This is a genomic window from Paraburkholderia caledonica NBRC 102488, assembly GCF_000685095.1.
Classification (GTDB): Bacteria; Pseudomonadota; Gammaproteobacteria; order Burkholderiales; family Burkholderiaceae; genus Paraburkholderia; species Paraburkholderia caledonica.
Window position 1 is genome coordinate 26,862 of sequence record NZ_BAYE01000030.1, and the last position, 14,592, is coordinate 41,453.

General features: G+C 59.5%; 12 protein-coding genes and 5 pseudogenes. 5 read left to right on the plus strand and 12 right to left on the minus strand.

The genetic code is table 11. The annotated features are described in order from the left end of the window. Window positions 1-102: 102 nt before the first annotated feature. Both BCA01S_RS39665 and BCA01S_RS39670 read left to right on the plus strand, forming a co-directional pair. Window positions 103-480, plus strand: a pseudogene (locus BCA01S_RS39665) (DDE-type integrase/transposase/recombinase); the annotation flags it as partial. Between the two features lie 131 nt (window positions 481-611). Continuing rightward, a pseudogene (locus tag BCA01S_RS39670) lies at window positions 612-830 on the plus strand (transposase zinc-binding domain-containing protein); the annotation flags it as partial. A 354-nt stretch (window positions 831-1,184) separates the two neighbouring features. Here the strand turns inward: BCA01S_RS39670 and BCA01S_RS38640 are convergent. Both BCA01S_RS38640 and BCA01S_RS30900 read right to left on the minus strand, forming a co-directional pair. Further along, a complete protein-coding gene (locus BCA01S_RS38640; RefSeq protein ID WP_169740550.1) occupies window positions 1,185-1,607 on the minus strand; it encodes a hypothetical protein in 423 nt (140 codons plus the stop codon). Window positions 1,608-1,679: 72 nt separating this feature from the next. Continuing rightward, entirely contained in the window at window positions 1,680-2,273 is a 594-nt protein-coding gene (locus tag BCA01S_RS30900; RefSeq protein WP_027780205.1) for a hypothetical protein, read from the minus strand. A 160-nt stretch (window positions 2,274-2,433) separates the two neighbouring features. Here BCA01S_RS30900 and BCA01S_RS39270 point away from each other — a divergent pair. Continuing rightward, a pseudogene (locus BCA01S_RS39270) lies at window positions 2,434-2,637 on the plus strand (IS6 family transposase); the annotation flags it as partial. A 145-nt stretch (window positions 2,638-2,782) separates the two neighbouring features. On the opposite strand, the gene BCA01S_RS35725 reads toward BCA01S_RS39270, so the two are convergent. Beyond that, window positions 2,783-3,472: a TetR/AcrR family transcriptional regulator gene (locus BCA01S_RS35725; RefSeq protein WP_341807757.1), complete on the minus strand. Its 690-nt coding sequence runs from the start codon at window positions 3,470-3,472 to the stop codon at window positions 2,783-2,785. Window positions 3,473-3,972: 500 nt separating this feature from the next. On the opposite strand from BCA01S_RS35725, the gene BCA01S_RS30910 reads away from it, so the two are divergent. After that, entirely contained in the window at window positions 3,973-5,091 is a 1,119-nt protein-coding gene (locus tag BCA01S_RS30910) for a porin (RefSeq protein WP_027780206.1), read from the plus strand. Window positions 5,092-5,223: 132 nt separating this feature from the next. On the opposite strand, the gene BCA01S_RS35730 is transcribed toward BCA01S_RS30910, so the two are convergent. After that, window positions 5,224-6,117 carry an alpha/beta hydrolase gene (locus tag BCA01S_RS35730; protein ID WP_042320024.1) on the minus strand — a complete coding sequence of 298 codons (894 nt, stop codon included), beginning with the start codon at window positions 6,115-6,117 and terminating at the stop codon, window positions 5,224-5,226. A 24-nt stretch (window positions 6,118-6,141) separates the two neighbouring features. After that, on the minus strand, window positions 6,142-7,671 hold the full coding sequence (locus BCA01S_RS30920) for a flavin-containing monooxygenase (RefSeq protein ID WP_027780207.1): 1,530 nt from the start codon (window positions 7,669-7,671) through the stop codon (window positions 6,142-6,144). 60 nt (window positions 7,672-7,731) lie between these two features. Here BCA01S_RS30920 and BCA01S_RS30925 point away from each other — a divergent pair, with 60 nt between their 5' ends. Further along, on the plus strand, window positions 7,732-8,799 hold the full coding sequence (locus tag BCA01S_RS30925; RefSeq protein ID WP_244146057.1) for an AraC family transcriptional regulator: 1,068 nt from the start codon (window positions 7,732-7,734) through the stop codon (window positions 8,797-8,799). Window positions 8,800-8,835: 36 nt separating this feature from the next. Here BCA01S_RS30925 and BCA01S_RS39275 read toward each other — a convergent pair whose 3' ends face one another. From BCA01S_RS39275 to BCA01S_RS38835, 7 genes and pseudogenes are all read right to left on the minus strand, one after another. Continuing rightward, window positions 8,836-9,282 carry a DUF1214 domain-containing protein gene (locus BCA01S_RS39275; protein ID WP_027780209.1) on the minus strand — a complete coding sequence of 149 codons (447 nt, stop codon included), beginning with the start codon at window positions 9,280-9,282 and terminating at the stop codon, window positions 8,836-8,838. A 309-nt stretch (window positions 9,283-9,591) separates the two neighbouring features. After that, window positions 9,592-10,005, minus strand: a complete 414-nt coding sequence (locus BCA01S_RS39280) for a DUF1254 domain-containing protein (RefSeq protein WP_027780211.1) — start codon at window positions 10,003-10,005, stop codon at window positions 9,592-9,594. 171 nt (window positions 10,006-10,176) lie between these two features. Then, window positions 10,177-10,956 carry a hypothetical protein gene (locus tag BCA01S_RS35740; protein ID WP_052369548.1) on the minus strand — a complete coding sequence of 260 codons (780 nt, stop codon included), beginning with the start codon at window positions 10,954-10,956 and terminating at the stop codon, window positions 10,177-10,179. Window positions 10,957-11,060: 104 nt separating this feature from the next. Continuing rightward, window positions 11,061-12,122 (minus strand): DUF1254 domain-containing protein, encoded by a 1,062-nt coding sequence (locus tag BCA01S_RS30950; RefSeq protein WP_084167032.1) that lies wholly within the window; start codon window positions 12,120-12,122, stop codon window positions 11,061-11,063. A gap of 115 nt (window positions 12,123-12,237) precedes the next feature. Continuing rightward, window positions 12,238-13,047 (minus strand): SDR family NAD(P)-dependent oxidoreductase, encoded by an 810-nt coding sequence (locus BCA01S_RS30955; protein ID WP_027780213.1) that lies wholly within the window; start codon window positions 13,045-13,047, stop codon window positions 12,238-12,240. A 327-nt stretch (window positions 13,048-13,374) separates the two neighbouring features. Continuing rightward, window positions 13,375-13,506 (minus strand): annotated as a pseudogene (locus BCA01S_RS39675) (IS6 family transposase); the annotation flags it as partial. A 448-nt stretch (window positions 13,507-13,954) separates the two neighbouring features. Continuing rightward, window positions 13,955-14,514: pseudogene (locus BCA01S_RS38835) on the minus strand (SDR family NAD(P)-dependent oxidoreductase); the annotation flags it as partial. Window positions 14,515-14,592: the final 78 nt, after the last annotated feature.

Below are 14,592 nucleotides of genomic sequence, written 5' to 3' on the forward strand. Positions count from 1 at the left end.
CTGCGCATGTCTGCTCATTGTGATTGGGTGACAACGCGTGCGGGCAGGCGTTGGACAACGCTTCAGGGAAGGAACCGCGAAGTGTACCTGCTGCAAAGGTAGCGCGACGAAGCCGCGGCCAAACGCTTCTTCAAGCGCGTTCTTTGTTCGAACCAGGTTCCGCGCAAAATCTTCCCTGTCACTTGCGCAGCTATCCGGCGGCAAAAGTCGAGATCGCGGAACTTGCGAACGTGAAGCACGTGTTTGTCAAAGCGGCAGCCCGACTCAACGCCCGCGCAGAAAACGGTCATCAACCGACGCGCCAACGCGAGCGTCGCATGCGCAGCTTTCGCGACCCTAAACGCACACAGAAAATTCCTCGTGCTTCGGGCCAATCCTGCAACATTTCGCGCTTGATCCGTATCTGCCGCGCGCTCACACTATCGCAAACAACTGGCAGCGCGATTCGTCGCGTGGTGTGAAACCATCGAAGTCAACAAAATCCGTCCTGCGTTTCCGGGCCTCAGTCCCGACAGCTTGACCAACCCCGAAGCGGTGTTTCCAGACGATGCTTCTGACTGTAATATGTCTCACTCTGATATCTTGATGAAGCCTTCCAACGGCGCACAGCCGTGCCCGAAGTCGCGGGCGTCTTCCGCGCACATGGGTCCGTGTGGCGACAGACAGTACGACTGAGTCTGGGACAGCTGAAGGCCATGTCGGCGCTCGAACAGTGTTGCACCGCGGCGCAGGCTGGAGATGTGTTGTGTTGCTCCGGCTGCAAACAGATAGCGGTCGCCTGCAATTCCTTCCTTAACCGCCATTGCCGAAGTGCCAGGCGAGCGCGGCGCTCACGCATTATCCTTACGTGCACGGCATCGTTGCCGGCGGCGGCCTCTCGTCTGGGGGGAGAGCAGTGGGTTGCGTGCCGGCCCGGCTTCTTCCTGCCGGTACGCCCTGCGGTTCAACGATCCCGAACTCGCTGAGCGGGCCACGAATCTGATTCGCTTGCGCTGTGCGAGCTTTGACGAAACCTTGGCAAACGCTGAGTGGCGACAGGAGGGAGCAGATCGTCGCGCTGGTCCGGACCGCGATCGACGCGCTCGGTTTCGAGAACTGCGCGACGCACACCGAGATGAAGCTGATGGCGAACGGCGGCATTTCGTTCCTCGAAACTGCGGCTCGGATGGGCGGCGTCGCGATGATCAACCACGATGCTCCCGGCCAGAGGTACGTCGCCCGCTCGCGGAAATGAACAAATCGCGCGAACGATGCCGGCCCGGGCGCACGACACGCATCAGGCTATTGCGACCGAGTGGCTGCAGCGCGCGATCGTCGGAATGCGCGAGATGCATCAGCACGAGTACGTGCGTCGCCACGTCGCCGACAGGCTGTTTTAGCGCGCTCGGCCAACGCCCGGCACAGTGGTTCGTGGTGCAATTGACGACGGATTGCCGTGGCTCGCGTTCGACATGCCGCACGTCAAATTGCCCGGATCGCAGCAGACCGCGCTGCGACGATTGCGCGATGAAGTTGACCGAGATGACACAATCACCATCGGTCGGCACATCATGTATTTCGGCGATATCGTGCGACAGCACCATGATGCCCAGGGAATGCGAGATCAAGGAGTTGGGACTCAAGCGCGCAGAGCGAAGGGCCGATAACACCGTTATGAGGACGGCGCTATCGGCAATACTTTACTTGTCGCCGTTCGACGTGAACTCCACATCGCTAACCACGCCCTTGTCGTTGAAGGCGATAACAAGCTGTTTGTTATAGACCTTTAGGCTGAATGCCGAACCGGAAACTTGCGCATAGCTGTAGATCATCGCATCGTCATCCTTGTTCTTGATCAGGGGATAGATAGCTCGCCCGCTCGGCTTCCCCAACATCGCGATCACATCGTCCCGCGTCGTCTGGCCCTTGGCGATTAAACCCACTTTCGATTCGTCGAAGTCTGTGGAATCCGACTTGAATGAACTGACGAACTCTTCTCCGACAAGTGTGTTGTTGAACAGAGAGAAGTTCATAGCACGCGCAGGCGTCACCCCGCTTTTTACAGCTTCACGAGCCGTGTTAGCGTAAGCATATTTTTCGACCTTGATGATCTGTCCGTTTTTCAGGACCTCACCGTTCTGATATGGTTTTCCCATCATTGCCTCGACATCCGCAGCGGTTGACTTCCCGACATCCAGCCGTCCCGCTTCCGGACGAACAAAGTCGGTCCCGGCACAACCGGACAGGAATGCGACAACAAACAGGGTAACGACCAAGATCTTTTTGCTTTTCATGTGGTTCAAAGTTTGAAGCTGGTGATAGAGGAAACAACCTTCGAGAAACCAGCGGTAGCCGAAAGCAGGCCCGGCTAATGCCTGCGCTGGCAATGCCAGGTTGAGCGGCAGTGCCCGCTAGAATGGCGGGATGAAGAAGAGTAAATCGCCTTACTACGTGCCCACGCGCCGGCGTGAACGTCGGATGCAGGGTTTCCGCGATTTACGGCGCGCGCAGGCGTTTCTCTGGCGTTCTGGTCCGATCCGTCTGCACTTCGCCTTACCCCGGCACTGGATGAGGGCGGCCTGCCACCGTGCACAACTCAAGGCGCGTTTGCTCGAATGGCATGACTGGGCAGGCGTGCGATTTTCCCCTGCAAATTAATGAGGACACCTTACGTCATCGGAAACTCACAACCATTTTCCTCAACCTGGCAAAGCCGTCAAAAGCTCAAGGGTAACAAACCGACGCGCCGAAATTGCACCACAACCCCGGGCGTTGACAGCAATCAGCTTGAGTCTGCCTGTCCTCAATGGTCGCGTTGAGACCGGAATGCCCGGGCCAATCCCGGAATACTGGCTTCGGCGTAGGCCGTCACGGCGGTGACTGCCTGTGCGCGAATCGCTTCAGTGATGCAGCCGTCCTGATAGTAGCCGTGTTTCATACACGCGAATGCAATCTCCACGGCCAGCGTGGAGACATCTGGCGAGCGGGAGACTCTGATGCCCGGGACCTTTGATTCGGTCGCGGATCGCAGAACCGCGCCAATCGTCGCCATCATATTTTCCTGCGCGAGGTGCGCGGCATGACTGTATGGGCCACCCAGCACGAGAATGCTCGCCACGGGATGGCTGTCGTAATAATTCGCGGCCGCCTCGATCAGCGCACCGATCCATGCTGCGTATGAATCGGCGCCATGGCTGCACGCGCGCTCGGCAAGCAACTCTGTCAGCCGCGCAATATGAATCTCGGCAATTCTTGCCAGCAGCACATATTTTTCTGGGAAGAACTGGTAAAGGCTTGCGCGAGGTATGTCAGCCGCCTTGGCAACTTCCGGAATGGAAAGCCGCTCCGGACCCAACTCCTGGATCATGCGTTCCGCGATCGCCAACGCGGCTTCGACACGCTGCTGCGACCTTTGCTGGAGCGGCATGCGCGGGAGTGGGGAGGGGGGCGTCTCGTTTCCAGTCATTGTAGAAGCCGTCTTTGCTGGTTTCATATTTTTCAAAAGTCGGATCGCCTCGGGCGCTCGGCAAGATTGTACGCGCAATTCCTCCGAATGTTTTCACTCTGGAGAGCCGAAGCTCCTTACGCCGGCGCGCCAGGTGAAACCACCAATTTTCCCACCGGCGTGTCGAAGTTAAATTTCATACCCAACAAATGTCATGTTTTGAGAGACGGATGGCTCACCGGGCTACCTGATGACGATTTCTGATCGGACATCCCGGTGGCGCGTCGGCGCACGACTTGTTGGAAACGTGCGCTCATCGGCCGAACAGGAGATGGGGCTGACCCGGAACTTCGATGCTCAACGCGGGCTCATGACAAAATAAAGTAGTTGTACTGAAAGAAATGATCTTGGATAGAAGTCATGAATCGGATGAGTTAGTTTTTCTAACTAAATAGCGTTTCTGTATAGGCGGTCTGCATGCAGGCGCATACGAGACGAATCCGTGCGAGAAAGCCCGCCGCCGAAGGAAGATGATAAAGGAGCGATGCATGCGAAGGGTTAGTCAGGGTGTCGTGGGCGCCACATTGATTCTTGTTGCGGGGACCGCCGTGGCGGCAGGTTCGAGCGTGGTGTTCTACGGGGTGGCCGACACGTTTGTCCAGTACCTGAACAATGGTGGAACGCATTCGATTTCCCAAAGAAGCGGCGGGGCGTCGGGGTCCTCGTTCGGCTTGACGGGGTCCGAAGATCTGAGCGGCCGACTACAAGCGAAGTTCAACGTGGAGGGCGGATTCAACCTGAACAGCGGTACGCTGTTAGCGGACACCACAGCACTGTTTTATCGCCAGTCGTGGGTCGGTTTGATGCACGCGAAGTACGGCTCGCTCACGCTCGGACGTCAGTACGAACCCAGTTTCATCATTACGTACCCGGTCGATCCGTTTCATCTGAATGAAAACCTGTCGCTGGTCGCCGCGGACGTTCTGTCGGTGGACCGTGCAACCTTGTCCACACAATACGACGGCGGTCGCGCCAGCAATTCGATCATGTACCAGTCGCCGGAACTCTTCGGGGCGCGTTTTTACGGCATGTACGCTTTCTCGGCCACGGTGACCCAGCCCGTGCCCGTCACGACCGGCAATGTCCTCAATGTTGGCGCAAGCTACACGTCCGGTGGCTTCTATGCTGGCGTAGCGTATGTGAATCAGCATCCCGGACGGGCGACCATCACGGGACTTCCGGCGACGTTGGGGCTCATGCAGACCGAGCACTTCAACGGTGCCCTTGCCTACCGGATAGGCATTGTGAATCTGCAGTTCAGCTATTCATATGTCCGTCCGGACACCGCACCTGCCGGGTCGCTCGCCGCGCGGCTGGGTACCGCGCACGCCTACAACACCGCTCAGGTCGGCGCGACGATTCAGGCCACGTCGGCGGACACGATAGCGCTCGCGGCTTCGCAGCGCAACGTTCGTGGCGTGGATGACAACGCCCCCGCGTTCGAGATTGGCGTCGATCACCTTTTGTCCAAGCGCACGAGCGTCTACGCCCGTGCCGGATACATCAAGAACAACGGTGCTGCAACGATCAGCTGGCCCGGCATCACGGTGCAGGAGCATGGAACGAAGCAGGTGCTTGCCGCGATTGGTCTTGCGCACCGTTTCTAATCCGAAGTGCGGGTAAGGCCGTTTTGTACATTCAAAGTGGGGTGGAGCGATTCGCCCCGCTCGCGCTTGCCGATCGGGTATTTCATCTCGGCAAGCGCTTTGATACTTCCATTCTGTCTCTGCCGCCGCACTCTATGTCGCGGCGCCAAGATGCCTGCGCAGAAAGTCCAATTGAATAGCGAGGCTGGTCGCAAAAGCCTCTTCATCGGGTAGTTGAAGCTGAAAGTGATTTCCCTCGACCAGATGGAACGTGCAGTTCTTCATGCGCCCCGCCGCGCGCTTCGCCGCGCTCGCCGGAGTGATGGTGTCGTCGCGTCCGGCCACGATCAAGCTTGGAGCGGATACCTTGCTTGCGTGACGGATGGGGCTATATAGCGGTACCTCGAAAAACACGCGCGACAGCATGCGGTTTTCCCACTTTGCCCCGGGAGGAAGCAGCTTCGGATAGCCATGCGAGGCGTCGTCGCCGGTCAGTGCCGCAAGCTCCCCGGGGCGTCCTACTATTGGGCTGTAGTGAGGACGCCCCAGCATGTCGCCGAGCACATCGCGCAAGGCCGCGAGCGTCATGCGCAGCGAGATGCCGATGGGAATCTGCTTCATGCTGGCAATACCGCTCACATGCGGCACCTGGGCAATGACTGCGCGGACCTGGGGATCGAGCGCCGCAGTCTGGATGACGTGTCCGCCTGAAAACGATGTGCCCCACAGTACGAGCCGTTGCGTGTCGATCTGCACTAGCGTCCGCACGTGCGCGACGGCGCTCGCCCAGTCCTGCAGGTGCCTGCGTGGACTGACCCAATGCCGGGGTCTCCCGCTGCTGTCCCCGAAGTTCCGGTAGTCGAAGAGATAGGCCGCGTAGCCTTCGGCGACGAAGCGCTCGGCGAAGGCTGCGAGGCCCGCGGCACGTGGAGCGCCGAACCCGTGTGCCATCACGATTACCGGAGGCCGCGCGACCTTGGCCGGCAGCATCAGCGTACCGGCGCAACGTTCACCGTGGCTTTCGAAAGACGTGTCGATGCTGGTCATGCTGGAGTCCAGTAAAGGGGCGCCTTAAGCGACCGGATCGTTTGCGCTTGCCGCTACGTCCGCAGCAGTAGCGCCGACGTCCGCGGTCGTTCGGGCGGTTGCCGCGCGTGTGAACTCGAGGGCGCTATCGTCGATGGGTTGTTTTGTCAGCATTTCGCTATCTGAAGCGAAATCGTGCATGACACGCCACGGAAGCGCCTGGCCCTGGCGAGGCAGGCCGTCGCGCCCACGCTGGACGTAGCCAGACCGCAATGAATCCATCACGGTTTCGTCGAGCATCTCGCCGGCGGGGGCGCGTGGCGTCACCACTTCGTAGCCGTGACGGTCCATGTGATCGAGCAGACGGCAGATGTAGCCGGCCGCCAGATCGACCTTCAAGGTCCAGGGAGCATTGGTGTAGCCGAACAGGTTCGCCATATTGGGTACGTCCTGCATCAGCACGCTCTTGTACGTCATCAGGTCGCCCGCACGGCGTGGCTGTCCGTCCACCTGCACTTCGATGCCACCCAGCGACTGGAGTTGCAGCCCGGTGGCCGTCACGATGATGTCGGCCTCGAGTGTTCTGCCTGACTTGAGGCGAATGCCGGTTTCAGTGAATGTAACGATATGGTCCGTGATCACCGAAGCCTTGCCTTCGCGGATCACCTTGAACAGATCGCCATCGGGAACGGCGCATAGCCGCTCGTCCCACGGGTTGTATTCGGGCGCGAAGTGACGCATATGGGTCGCGTTTCCGAGTTGCTGCTCGACGTGGGACAGCAGCCACGAGCGGACCCGCTTCGGCCACCGTTTGGCGGCCTTGTAGATAAAGCGTTGCAGGTGGATGTTGCGCCATCGCGCCATCCGGTAGACCGAGCGCGCCGGCAGCAGTTTCTGCAGCACGGCGGAGATCTTGTCGTAGGCGGGCACGGAGAAGATATAGCTGGGCGATCGCTGCAGCATAGTCACGTGCGCGGCCTCGCCCGACATCGCGGGTACCAGCGTTACCGCGGTTGCGCCACTGCCGATCACGACGACGCGTTTGCCCCGATAGTCGAGGCGCTCGGGCCAGTGCTGCGGATGCACACGAGTACCCTTGAACCGCTCGAAGCCGGGAAAGTCGGGGAGATAGCCGTGATCGTAGTTGTAGTAGCCGGTGCAGGGGATCAGGAACCTCGCGGTGAGCGTAACGGTCTCGCCGCTCTGCTCCTTCAAGGCGGTAACGGACCAGCACTGCAGATCGCTCGACCACGACGCCCGCAGGATCTTGAGCCCGAACCGGATCCACCTGTCGACGCCGTATTCGCGCGCGGTGTCCACGATATAGCGGCGAATCGAGTCCCCGTCGGCGAGGACCTTCAGCTCGTGCCACGGCCGGAACTTGTAGCCGAAGCTGAACATATCGGAATCCGAACGGATGCCCGGATAGCGGAACAGGTCCCACGTCCCGCCGATAGCGCTGCGCCTTTCGATAATGCCGACGTGCTTGTCGGGACAGGCCTTCGCCAGATGGCACGCCATGCCGATTCCCGAAAGTCCGGCTCCGATGATCAAAACATCGTAATTCACCTTCATGCTACGTCTCCGATAGTTTCTGTTGGCGAGAGGACTGTAACTGTTGCTAGTGCGAAAATCTTGACATCACGGGACAGTCTTTTTACATTGCGAGTCATGGATGCTTTAGTGAGAGCCAGCGCGCTGCGAGGCTATCCAGCGCTCATGCAAACCTTAGGATTTGATCCGGCGAGGCAGTTGCGGCGTTATCACATCGACGCAGGCGCGCTGGGCCGTGACGACGCCATGGTGTCGTTGCGAGCGGTGATGCAGTTGCTGGATGCCAGTGCAACGCAGACGGCATGCTGCGACTTTGGTCTGCGCATGTCGCGGTATCACGATATCGACGTGCTGGGACCCCTTAGTGTTGCGCTGCGAAATGCGCCGACCGTCCGCGCCGCGATGGACTTTGCCGCGCGCCACACGTTCGTGCACAGTTCCGGGCTCGTCTATACGGTTCACGAACAAAGTTCCGTTGCGAAAGATGCGGTCGAAGCGTCCATCGAGATCAGGCTTTCGCATCGGTCCACCCAGCAGCCTACCCAGCGACAAACCATCGATCTCTGCCTCGCGGATATTCACAGCTTCACTCGTCTGCTTGCGGGTGACCGGTACGCCTTGCGCGCGGTGTCGCTTCCCCATACGCCGTTGGCGCCGCTTGGCGCGTATGAGGATTTCTTCGGCGCCAAAGTGCTAGTAGAACAGCCCAGGGCCAGTCTGCACCTGAGCCGAAGCACGCTTGCGGCCGATCTGCAAAGCGTCAACGTAACGCTGCGGCGCATCGCGGAGGACTACATCTTTCGCAATTTCAGCGGAACGCAGGGCAGCGTTGCCGACCGGGTCAGGCAGGTGCTCAAGCAGATGCTGGGCACCTCGGGGCATAGCAAGGAAAGCGTTGCCGATGTGCTGGCCATTCATCCCCGCACGATGCAACGCCACCTCGCCGCGGAGTCGACGAGCTTCGAGGCGGTACGTGACGATCTGCGCAAGGAGCTCGCTCTGCACTATCTGCGCGAGACAAAGCTCTCTCTCGGACAGGTCTCCATGCTGCTCGACTTTCCGGCGCAGTCTGCTCTATCGCGCGCCTGTCGTCAGTGGTACGGCGTTACCCCTATGGCCCTGCGAAAAGGCGAGGGCGCTCCCGAATGAAGAAGCGCAAACGCGCAATGAGCCGCGCAATCCACGCTACTGGATGCGCTGCATCGCTGGTGCTTTCCATTGGCCATCGAGCGCGGGCTTCTTCGGCCAGTACAGTCGCATGACCGAAAAGAACGGGCCATCAGGCGCTGGCAGCCAGTTGGACTCCCGCTCGACGCCAGGTGAGTCGTGCTGGACGTAGAGCGTGATACCGCCGTCCGCATCGCGTTTGAGTGTGGGCAAATTCGACGAATTGACCAGATAGCGATTCAATGGGTTGGCGTAAAAGAGGCTCGACGGCAGCTCGTAAAGGGTCAATGACCAGAACGCGTTGACGGGAGGCAGTTGCCCCGGCGCGAAGCGAATCGTGTGGCGCTGGCCGCCATTCAGCTTCTGGCCGTCGGCGTCGAGGAAGTAGGCGGGATATATCGCTTCCGCCTTGGAGTTGCCGTATGCCCAGTACCGCCGAAGACATGCGGGCCATGTAATTGGCATTCGTAAAGGCGCGGTCGCCGAAGCCGTCCGCGCTCGACAGCTTGCCCGTGTCGCGTTCTATTTTCTTGAAGTCGGCGAACTCGGCCCAGGCATCCGACGTGCCGTCCTGCAGCGCCTTGCGCATGTCAGGCGAGAGCGCGTCGGCGTCGAACGGCTTGCCGGGGACGATGCCGATCTTCGTGAAGCTTTCCATCAGCGCATTTTCGGAGGGATCGGTAGGACAGTACTGAAGCACGAAGTTCAGCACATTGAAGAAGCCTAATGAAGTGCGTTCCTCAGCGCTGGAGAGGAAGATATCGACCTGCGCCATTACCCGTTGTTCGTGTCCCAACATACGCGAATCAACGTGTTCATGTCGATGAACTGCGGCGAGTAATAGCGTCCTTTCTCCACCTTCGGGACCGTCAAAACGAGCGGTTCGGCGCGCACGTCCGCTCCCAGGAAGGAATAAGGCGTATCTGAACTGGGCGTCTGGACCGCTGTGTCCTGAGGCGTGAAAACGCGCGCGGTATTCGCGAGCGTATTCCATGGAGCCTTGAAATCAGGATTGTTTCGGTCGACAAAGTACGAGTACTGAATCCGATAGCTGTCGACGAGCGGAAACCCATAGATCGTGGCTTCTCTCGCAATTGCCCGTGCCTGTGTAGTAGACACCGCTTCGGCATAGCCTGCCGTGACCGTCAGAGAACTGAGCGGGAAGGCAAGAACGAATGCGCGAAACATCGCACGTCAGCGCACCTGATGGGCTCGAAAAGCCGGCGTCACGCATTTTCCGATATTGCTGGCAGCGAGATTCATTTGTTCTCCGGGGCACAAGGCGTCGCGCATTTCGCGAGGCGAATGCGCTGTTCAAGGTATCAGTGAAGCGCGGCGTGCGATTGCTGAGGCGGCGGGCTAGAAACTAAAGCGCACGCTCAGCAGCGGTCCCTCCTGACTTACGTCGTAGAGAAAGCCGCCGTTCCGGTGGCGGACGTCCAGATAGCGATATCCCGCGTACGCGCTAAGCCAGCTCTTGAACCGGTAGCCGATGCCGCCATAAATCTGCCATGTCCAGTCGGAAGAGATGCCGAAGCCTCCGACGTCTGCATAGCCATTGAAAAAGAAGCCGTTCGGCAAAGGAACATTGAGCCGGGCGCCAGCCACCGCCGTTGCCCACGTATCGCCGATACTGCTGCTGCGAGGAGGCAGGATGGCGCCACTCAGGTCGATCTGGTTGTCGACATGGAAGATGCGCGAGCCGACCAGCGCGTCGACCGAGACGGCTGGCGAATCGTAGACCCGATAAGCGCCTGCGATCGTACTGTTGAAATTCCATTGCCTCAAGGTGGCACTTCCATATAACGGACCGGGCGTCGAAGCGTCCGCCTTGATTGTCAGGTACTGCACGTCAGCGAGGAGGCCGAAGCGGCCGTTCCGGGCTTCGCCTGCGACGAACGCGGTGGGACCGTCCAGATGGTTGAAGATGTCCGAGAATCCCACATCGATCGACGAAGGGGGCAGGTTGCTATAGGCACCCACATCGCCTTTGATGCCTGCCATCCAGAAGTAAGGGGTTACGCTAAAGCGCCATCCGGGCACGTTTGAATCGTCCAGTGCCTGCGCCCAAGCATTGGGGACGCCGAGCATAGCGAGAAGGGCAACGAGCGTTCCGGTGGTTGTGAGCGTGCGTGACATCTGTAGCTCCGTAGATTGCCGCATCGGCGCCCCCGCCGGATCCGCGCATCACGTCGCAAAAAGCGGGAGAGTTCCGACGCGGCCCGGGAATTCATGGCTTGTATCTAGCTGACTGGCCGCGCTTCGGGAAACTTCCACTTTCCGTCGAGAATTTCCTTTTGCGGACGGTAAAGCCGAACCATGTAGTTCCATCCCTTCGTGACAGGCAGGCAGTTCGGCACCTTGCCGTCGCATCCGCCGAACACGATCGAGATGGAGCCGTCAGCATTCTTGCTGGCGGTGATGTTGTTGAGCGAATACGCGTTGTACGGATTCGGCTTGAAATAGCCATTCTCGTCGTAGACGCTGACTGACCAGAAGCCGTCGACCGGAACGTGCCCGACGTTCAGCCTGTAGATGGTATTGCCGTCGTTGCGAGCGGGTTCGACGTTGAGGTAGAGCGCCTGTTCGGGGGGATTGGCTCCCCAGCCGAGCGCGGCGCCGATCAGGAACCTCACCGGATCGACCTCCGTGCGCGCGCCATACATGCGCCGGGTATCGGGCAGTGTCGAGCCCAACGTGAGCAGGGCGTCACGCACCTTTTTCTGGCTGACGGGATCCCAATGGGGCACCTCGAATTCCCCAGGGCTCTTTTGCGCGACCTTGATCTGATCCTGCAGCTTGTGGGCCTCTTCGAAGTCCTTGGGGATTTTCGGGTTGACGAGCGTTCGCACCGCCGCCACGACGTACCGGGTGCCAATCGCCTTGCGCGTCAACGTATGACTACCGGCGCCATAGGAAACGCCGTGCGTGTACTGATCTTCGTCGATCACCTGTAGCGACATGAATCGCTTGCCCGCGTCGGGTAGCGTGATCGTCACGGGGCCCGCCTCCAGATCGAACACCGCCGACGAATAAAGCGTATCGCGATTCAGGCGAATGACGGTCTGCTTGTCGATTGGCGCGGGCTCGCGCGTGTGATTGAACTTGCCGAAGCCGCCAAGCTTGACCACCCCGCCGAAATACATGTCTGACTCGGCTCGCGCGAAATTGTCTGGCGTGACCGGCACGGTGGCTGTACTAGCAGGTGCGGAGGCAGGCGCCGATTGCGCCACGGACACCGCGGCAATCATGCAGGTGGAAAGAAAGGCGGTAGCCATTGCGCCGGCTTTTGTGAGAGTTTTCATGGCTGATTGACATCTGAATTGAAGGTTTATCGCGTCGAAGCACTTGTCACGGCGGGAACCTGGCCAGTAACGATGGCCCTGGCGGCACTCCGCTGCAAAGTCGCCTCCTGGGCGATCAAAGTCCGGCGCTCGCTGCGAGCAAACGCCAGTAAGCCACTGGAAAGAGGCGCTCCAGCCACGAGGCGACCATTGCGTCGAATCCCACCAAAACACGCGAACGATCCGCTTCGATCGCGCGCACGATAATGTTGGCCGCCTTCTCCGCCGGCATGCGCAGCAGCTTCTGCACTGCGTTGCGTCCCTCTTCCACCTCTTGCGCAGACGCGCTTTCCGGCACTCGCGCGTCGCGCGCAATGCGCGTATCCACGCCACCCGGATGCACGACCGTCACGCCGACTCGCGTTCCGGCAAGCTCGTGACGCAAGGCGTTGGAGAATCCTCGCACCGCGAACTTGCTCGCGCAATACGCGGTTTGTCCGGGCGGGGCGATGATTCCGAACATGCTCGAAACGTTGACGATGCGTGCTTCGTCGCTTGCACGAAGCAAGGGCAGAAACGCACGTGTCATCCGGACCAGTCCGTCGAAATTTACCGACATCAGCCAGTCGAAATCCGCCTCGTCGATCTGCTCGAACGTGCCGCCAAGCGCGACGCCTGCGTTGTTGATCAGCAGATCGACTCGACCATGCGCCTTCGCGATGGCCTTGGGCATTCCAGCGACCGCTTCGCGACTGGCTACGTCAAGAACGTGGCAACTCATATATGCGCCCAGGCCGGTGGTCATCGCGCTGGTTTCGCTCAGACGGGCCCCGTTGATGTCGGCCAGTGCCAGCGCGCAGCCGCGATTCGCCAATGCCAACGCAATCGCACGTCCGATACCGCTGCCAGCCCCTGTCACCACGGCTACACGTTGGTCAAGTTTCACAGTCCGACTTCCTGATTATGTGGCTGGGGAGCATTCGCCCGGGCCGAAACTGTGAGCCACGCCGGTGCGTTTCCTGGTTCCCGGCGGACCGAAATTTCGGAGAAATATCCAACTTTTGTTAGATTTCGCGTATTTTACTTTTGTCGAAAATTGCGAATATTGGAGTTTTCCCGATGCGGCGGCCCGTCAAGAATGTCGTCACGTTTGGCGGGATCCGATCTGATTGCGCAGGGTCCGGGTTCACGATCTGCCCGCAATCGACGGTCGCCACGAGGTAGTGGTGAAATCTCGGTAGGCGGGCGAGAAATCGCTCTTGCTTCGGAGACCTCAGCGACCTGAAAGAACCGTCATCCAAATCGAGGGCGAAGTGGTGTCTTTGAGGTGCATGCTGGTGAGATCGAACTGGCCTTTGCGAATGCGATGCATTAGTTCGACGCCGGAGAGGGTAACGGCGGCGCTGGTCCTGAAGAACGTTCAGGATTGCAGAATACGTTGTTGAGGCGACGCAGGCAGATGCTGAGGAAAGTAGGGATTTTCAAGGGCCGGACTACTCATTACGCTGCGGCATGTGCTCGTTCCCAAAAGAGCTCACCATAGAAAAAATCTCGGGTTCCGATGTGCAGCTGCGTCTGCACCCGTTACCGCATCCCAAGCCCAACGCCGTCTTCAACGCGCGGGGTGCTTCGAAAGTTTGCCAAACGAACGTTGCCACTTGGCTTGGCGATGGTGGGTAACGGTTAGGCTGGACCGTTGCGAAATAGACGACTGCGCTGCTTTCAAGTTCCGGTAGATCTATTGCTGATCGGCGCTGTACAAAGGAAAAGATTGAGAATCATATAGTCGAGGTACGTCATGGAAGTTCTTGATCGGGCGCCCGCCGTCTCGCCGGACGGACGCGCCGTCGTTTTCATGCCGTTGATTCGAACACTTCACTGCCGGTCATGAAGCTACTCTCGTCCGACGCCAGGAACAGCGCCACGGCAGCCGTTTCATCCGGATCAGCTATACGCCCGAGTGGCGTCTGAACTTTAAGTTCGCCGAGCATCGCATCGAGCTGAGCGCCGGAGACAAGACTCTCCATCAGGCCCGGCGTCGCCGTTGCACCGGGAGACAGTACGTTCACGCGGATTCCGGAGTCTTTCAGATCGAGCGCCCAGCTGCGTGCGAAATTGCGGAATGCCGCTTTCGTTGCGCTATATACCCGCTGAACGCCGGCGTCCCCTTCGAACCTGTCGTCGACCCGGTCAGGAAAATCGAGGCACCTGCGTTCATCAGCGGCAACGCCTTCTGGACCGTAAATAGCGTCCCTTTCACGTTGACGTTGAATGTAAGATCGAATTGCGCTTCCGTGATCGCTCCGAGCGGCGCAAGCGAGTCTAGTCCAGCGTTCGCGAACAGAACATCGAGACGCCCCTTCTCCGCCTGCACTGCGGCGACAATTCGGTCGAGATCATCGAGCTTCGACACGTCGGTCTGCCGTGGCAAGCGCTCGCCGCGTCATGCGAGTGGGGCACAGCACATGCCATGGACGTCGGTAACTCGATG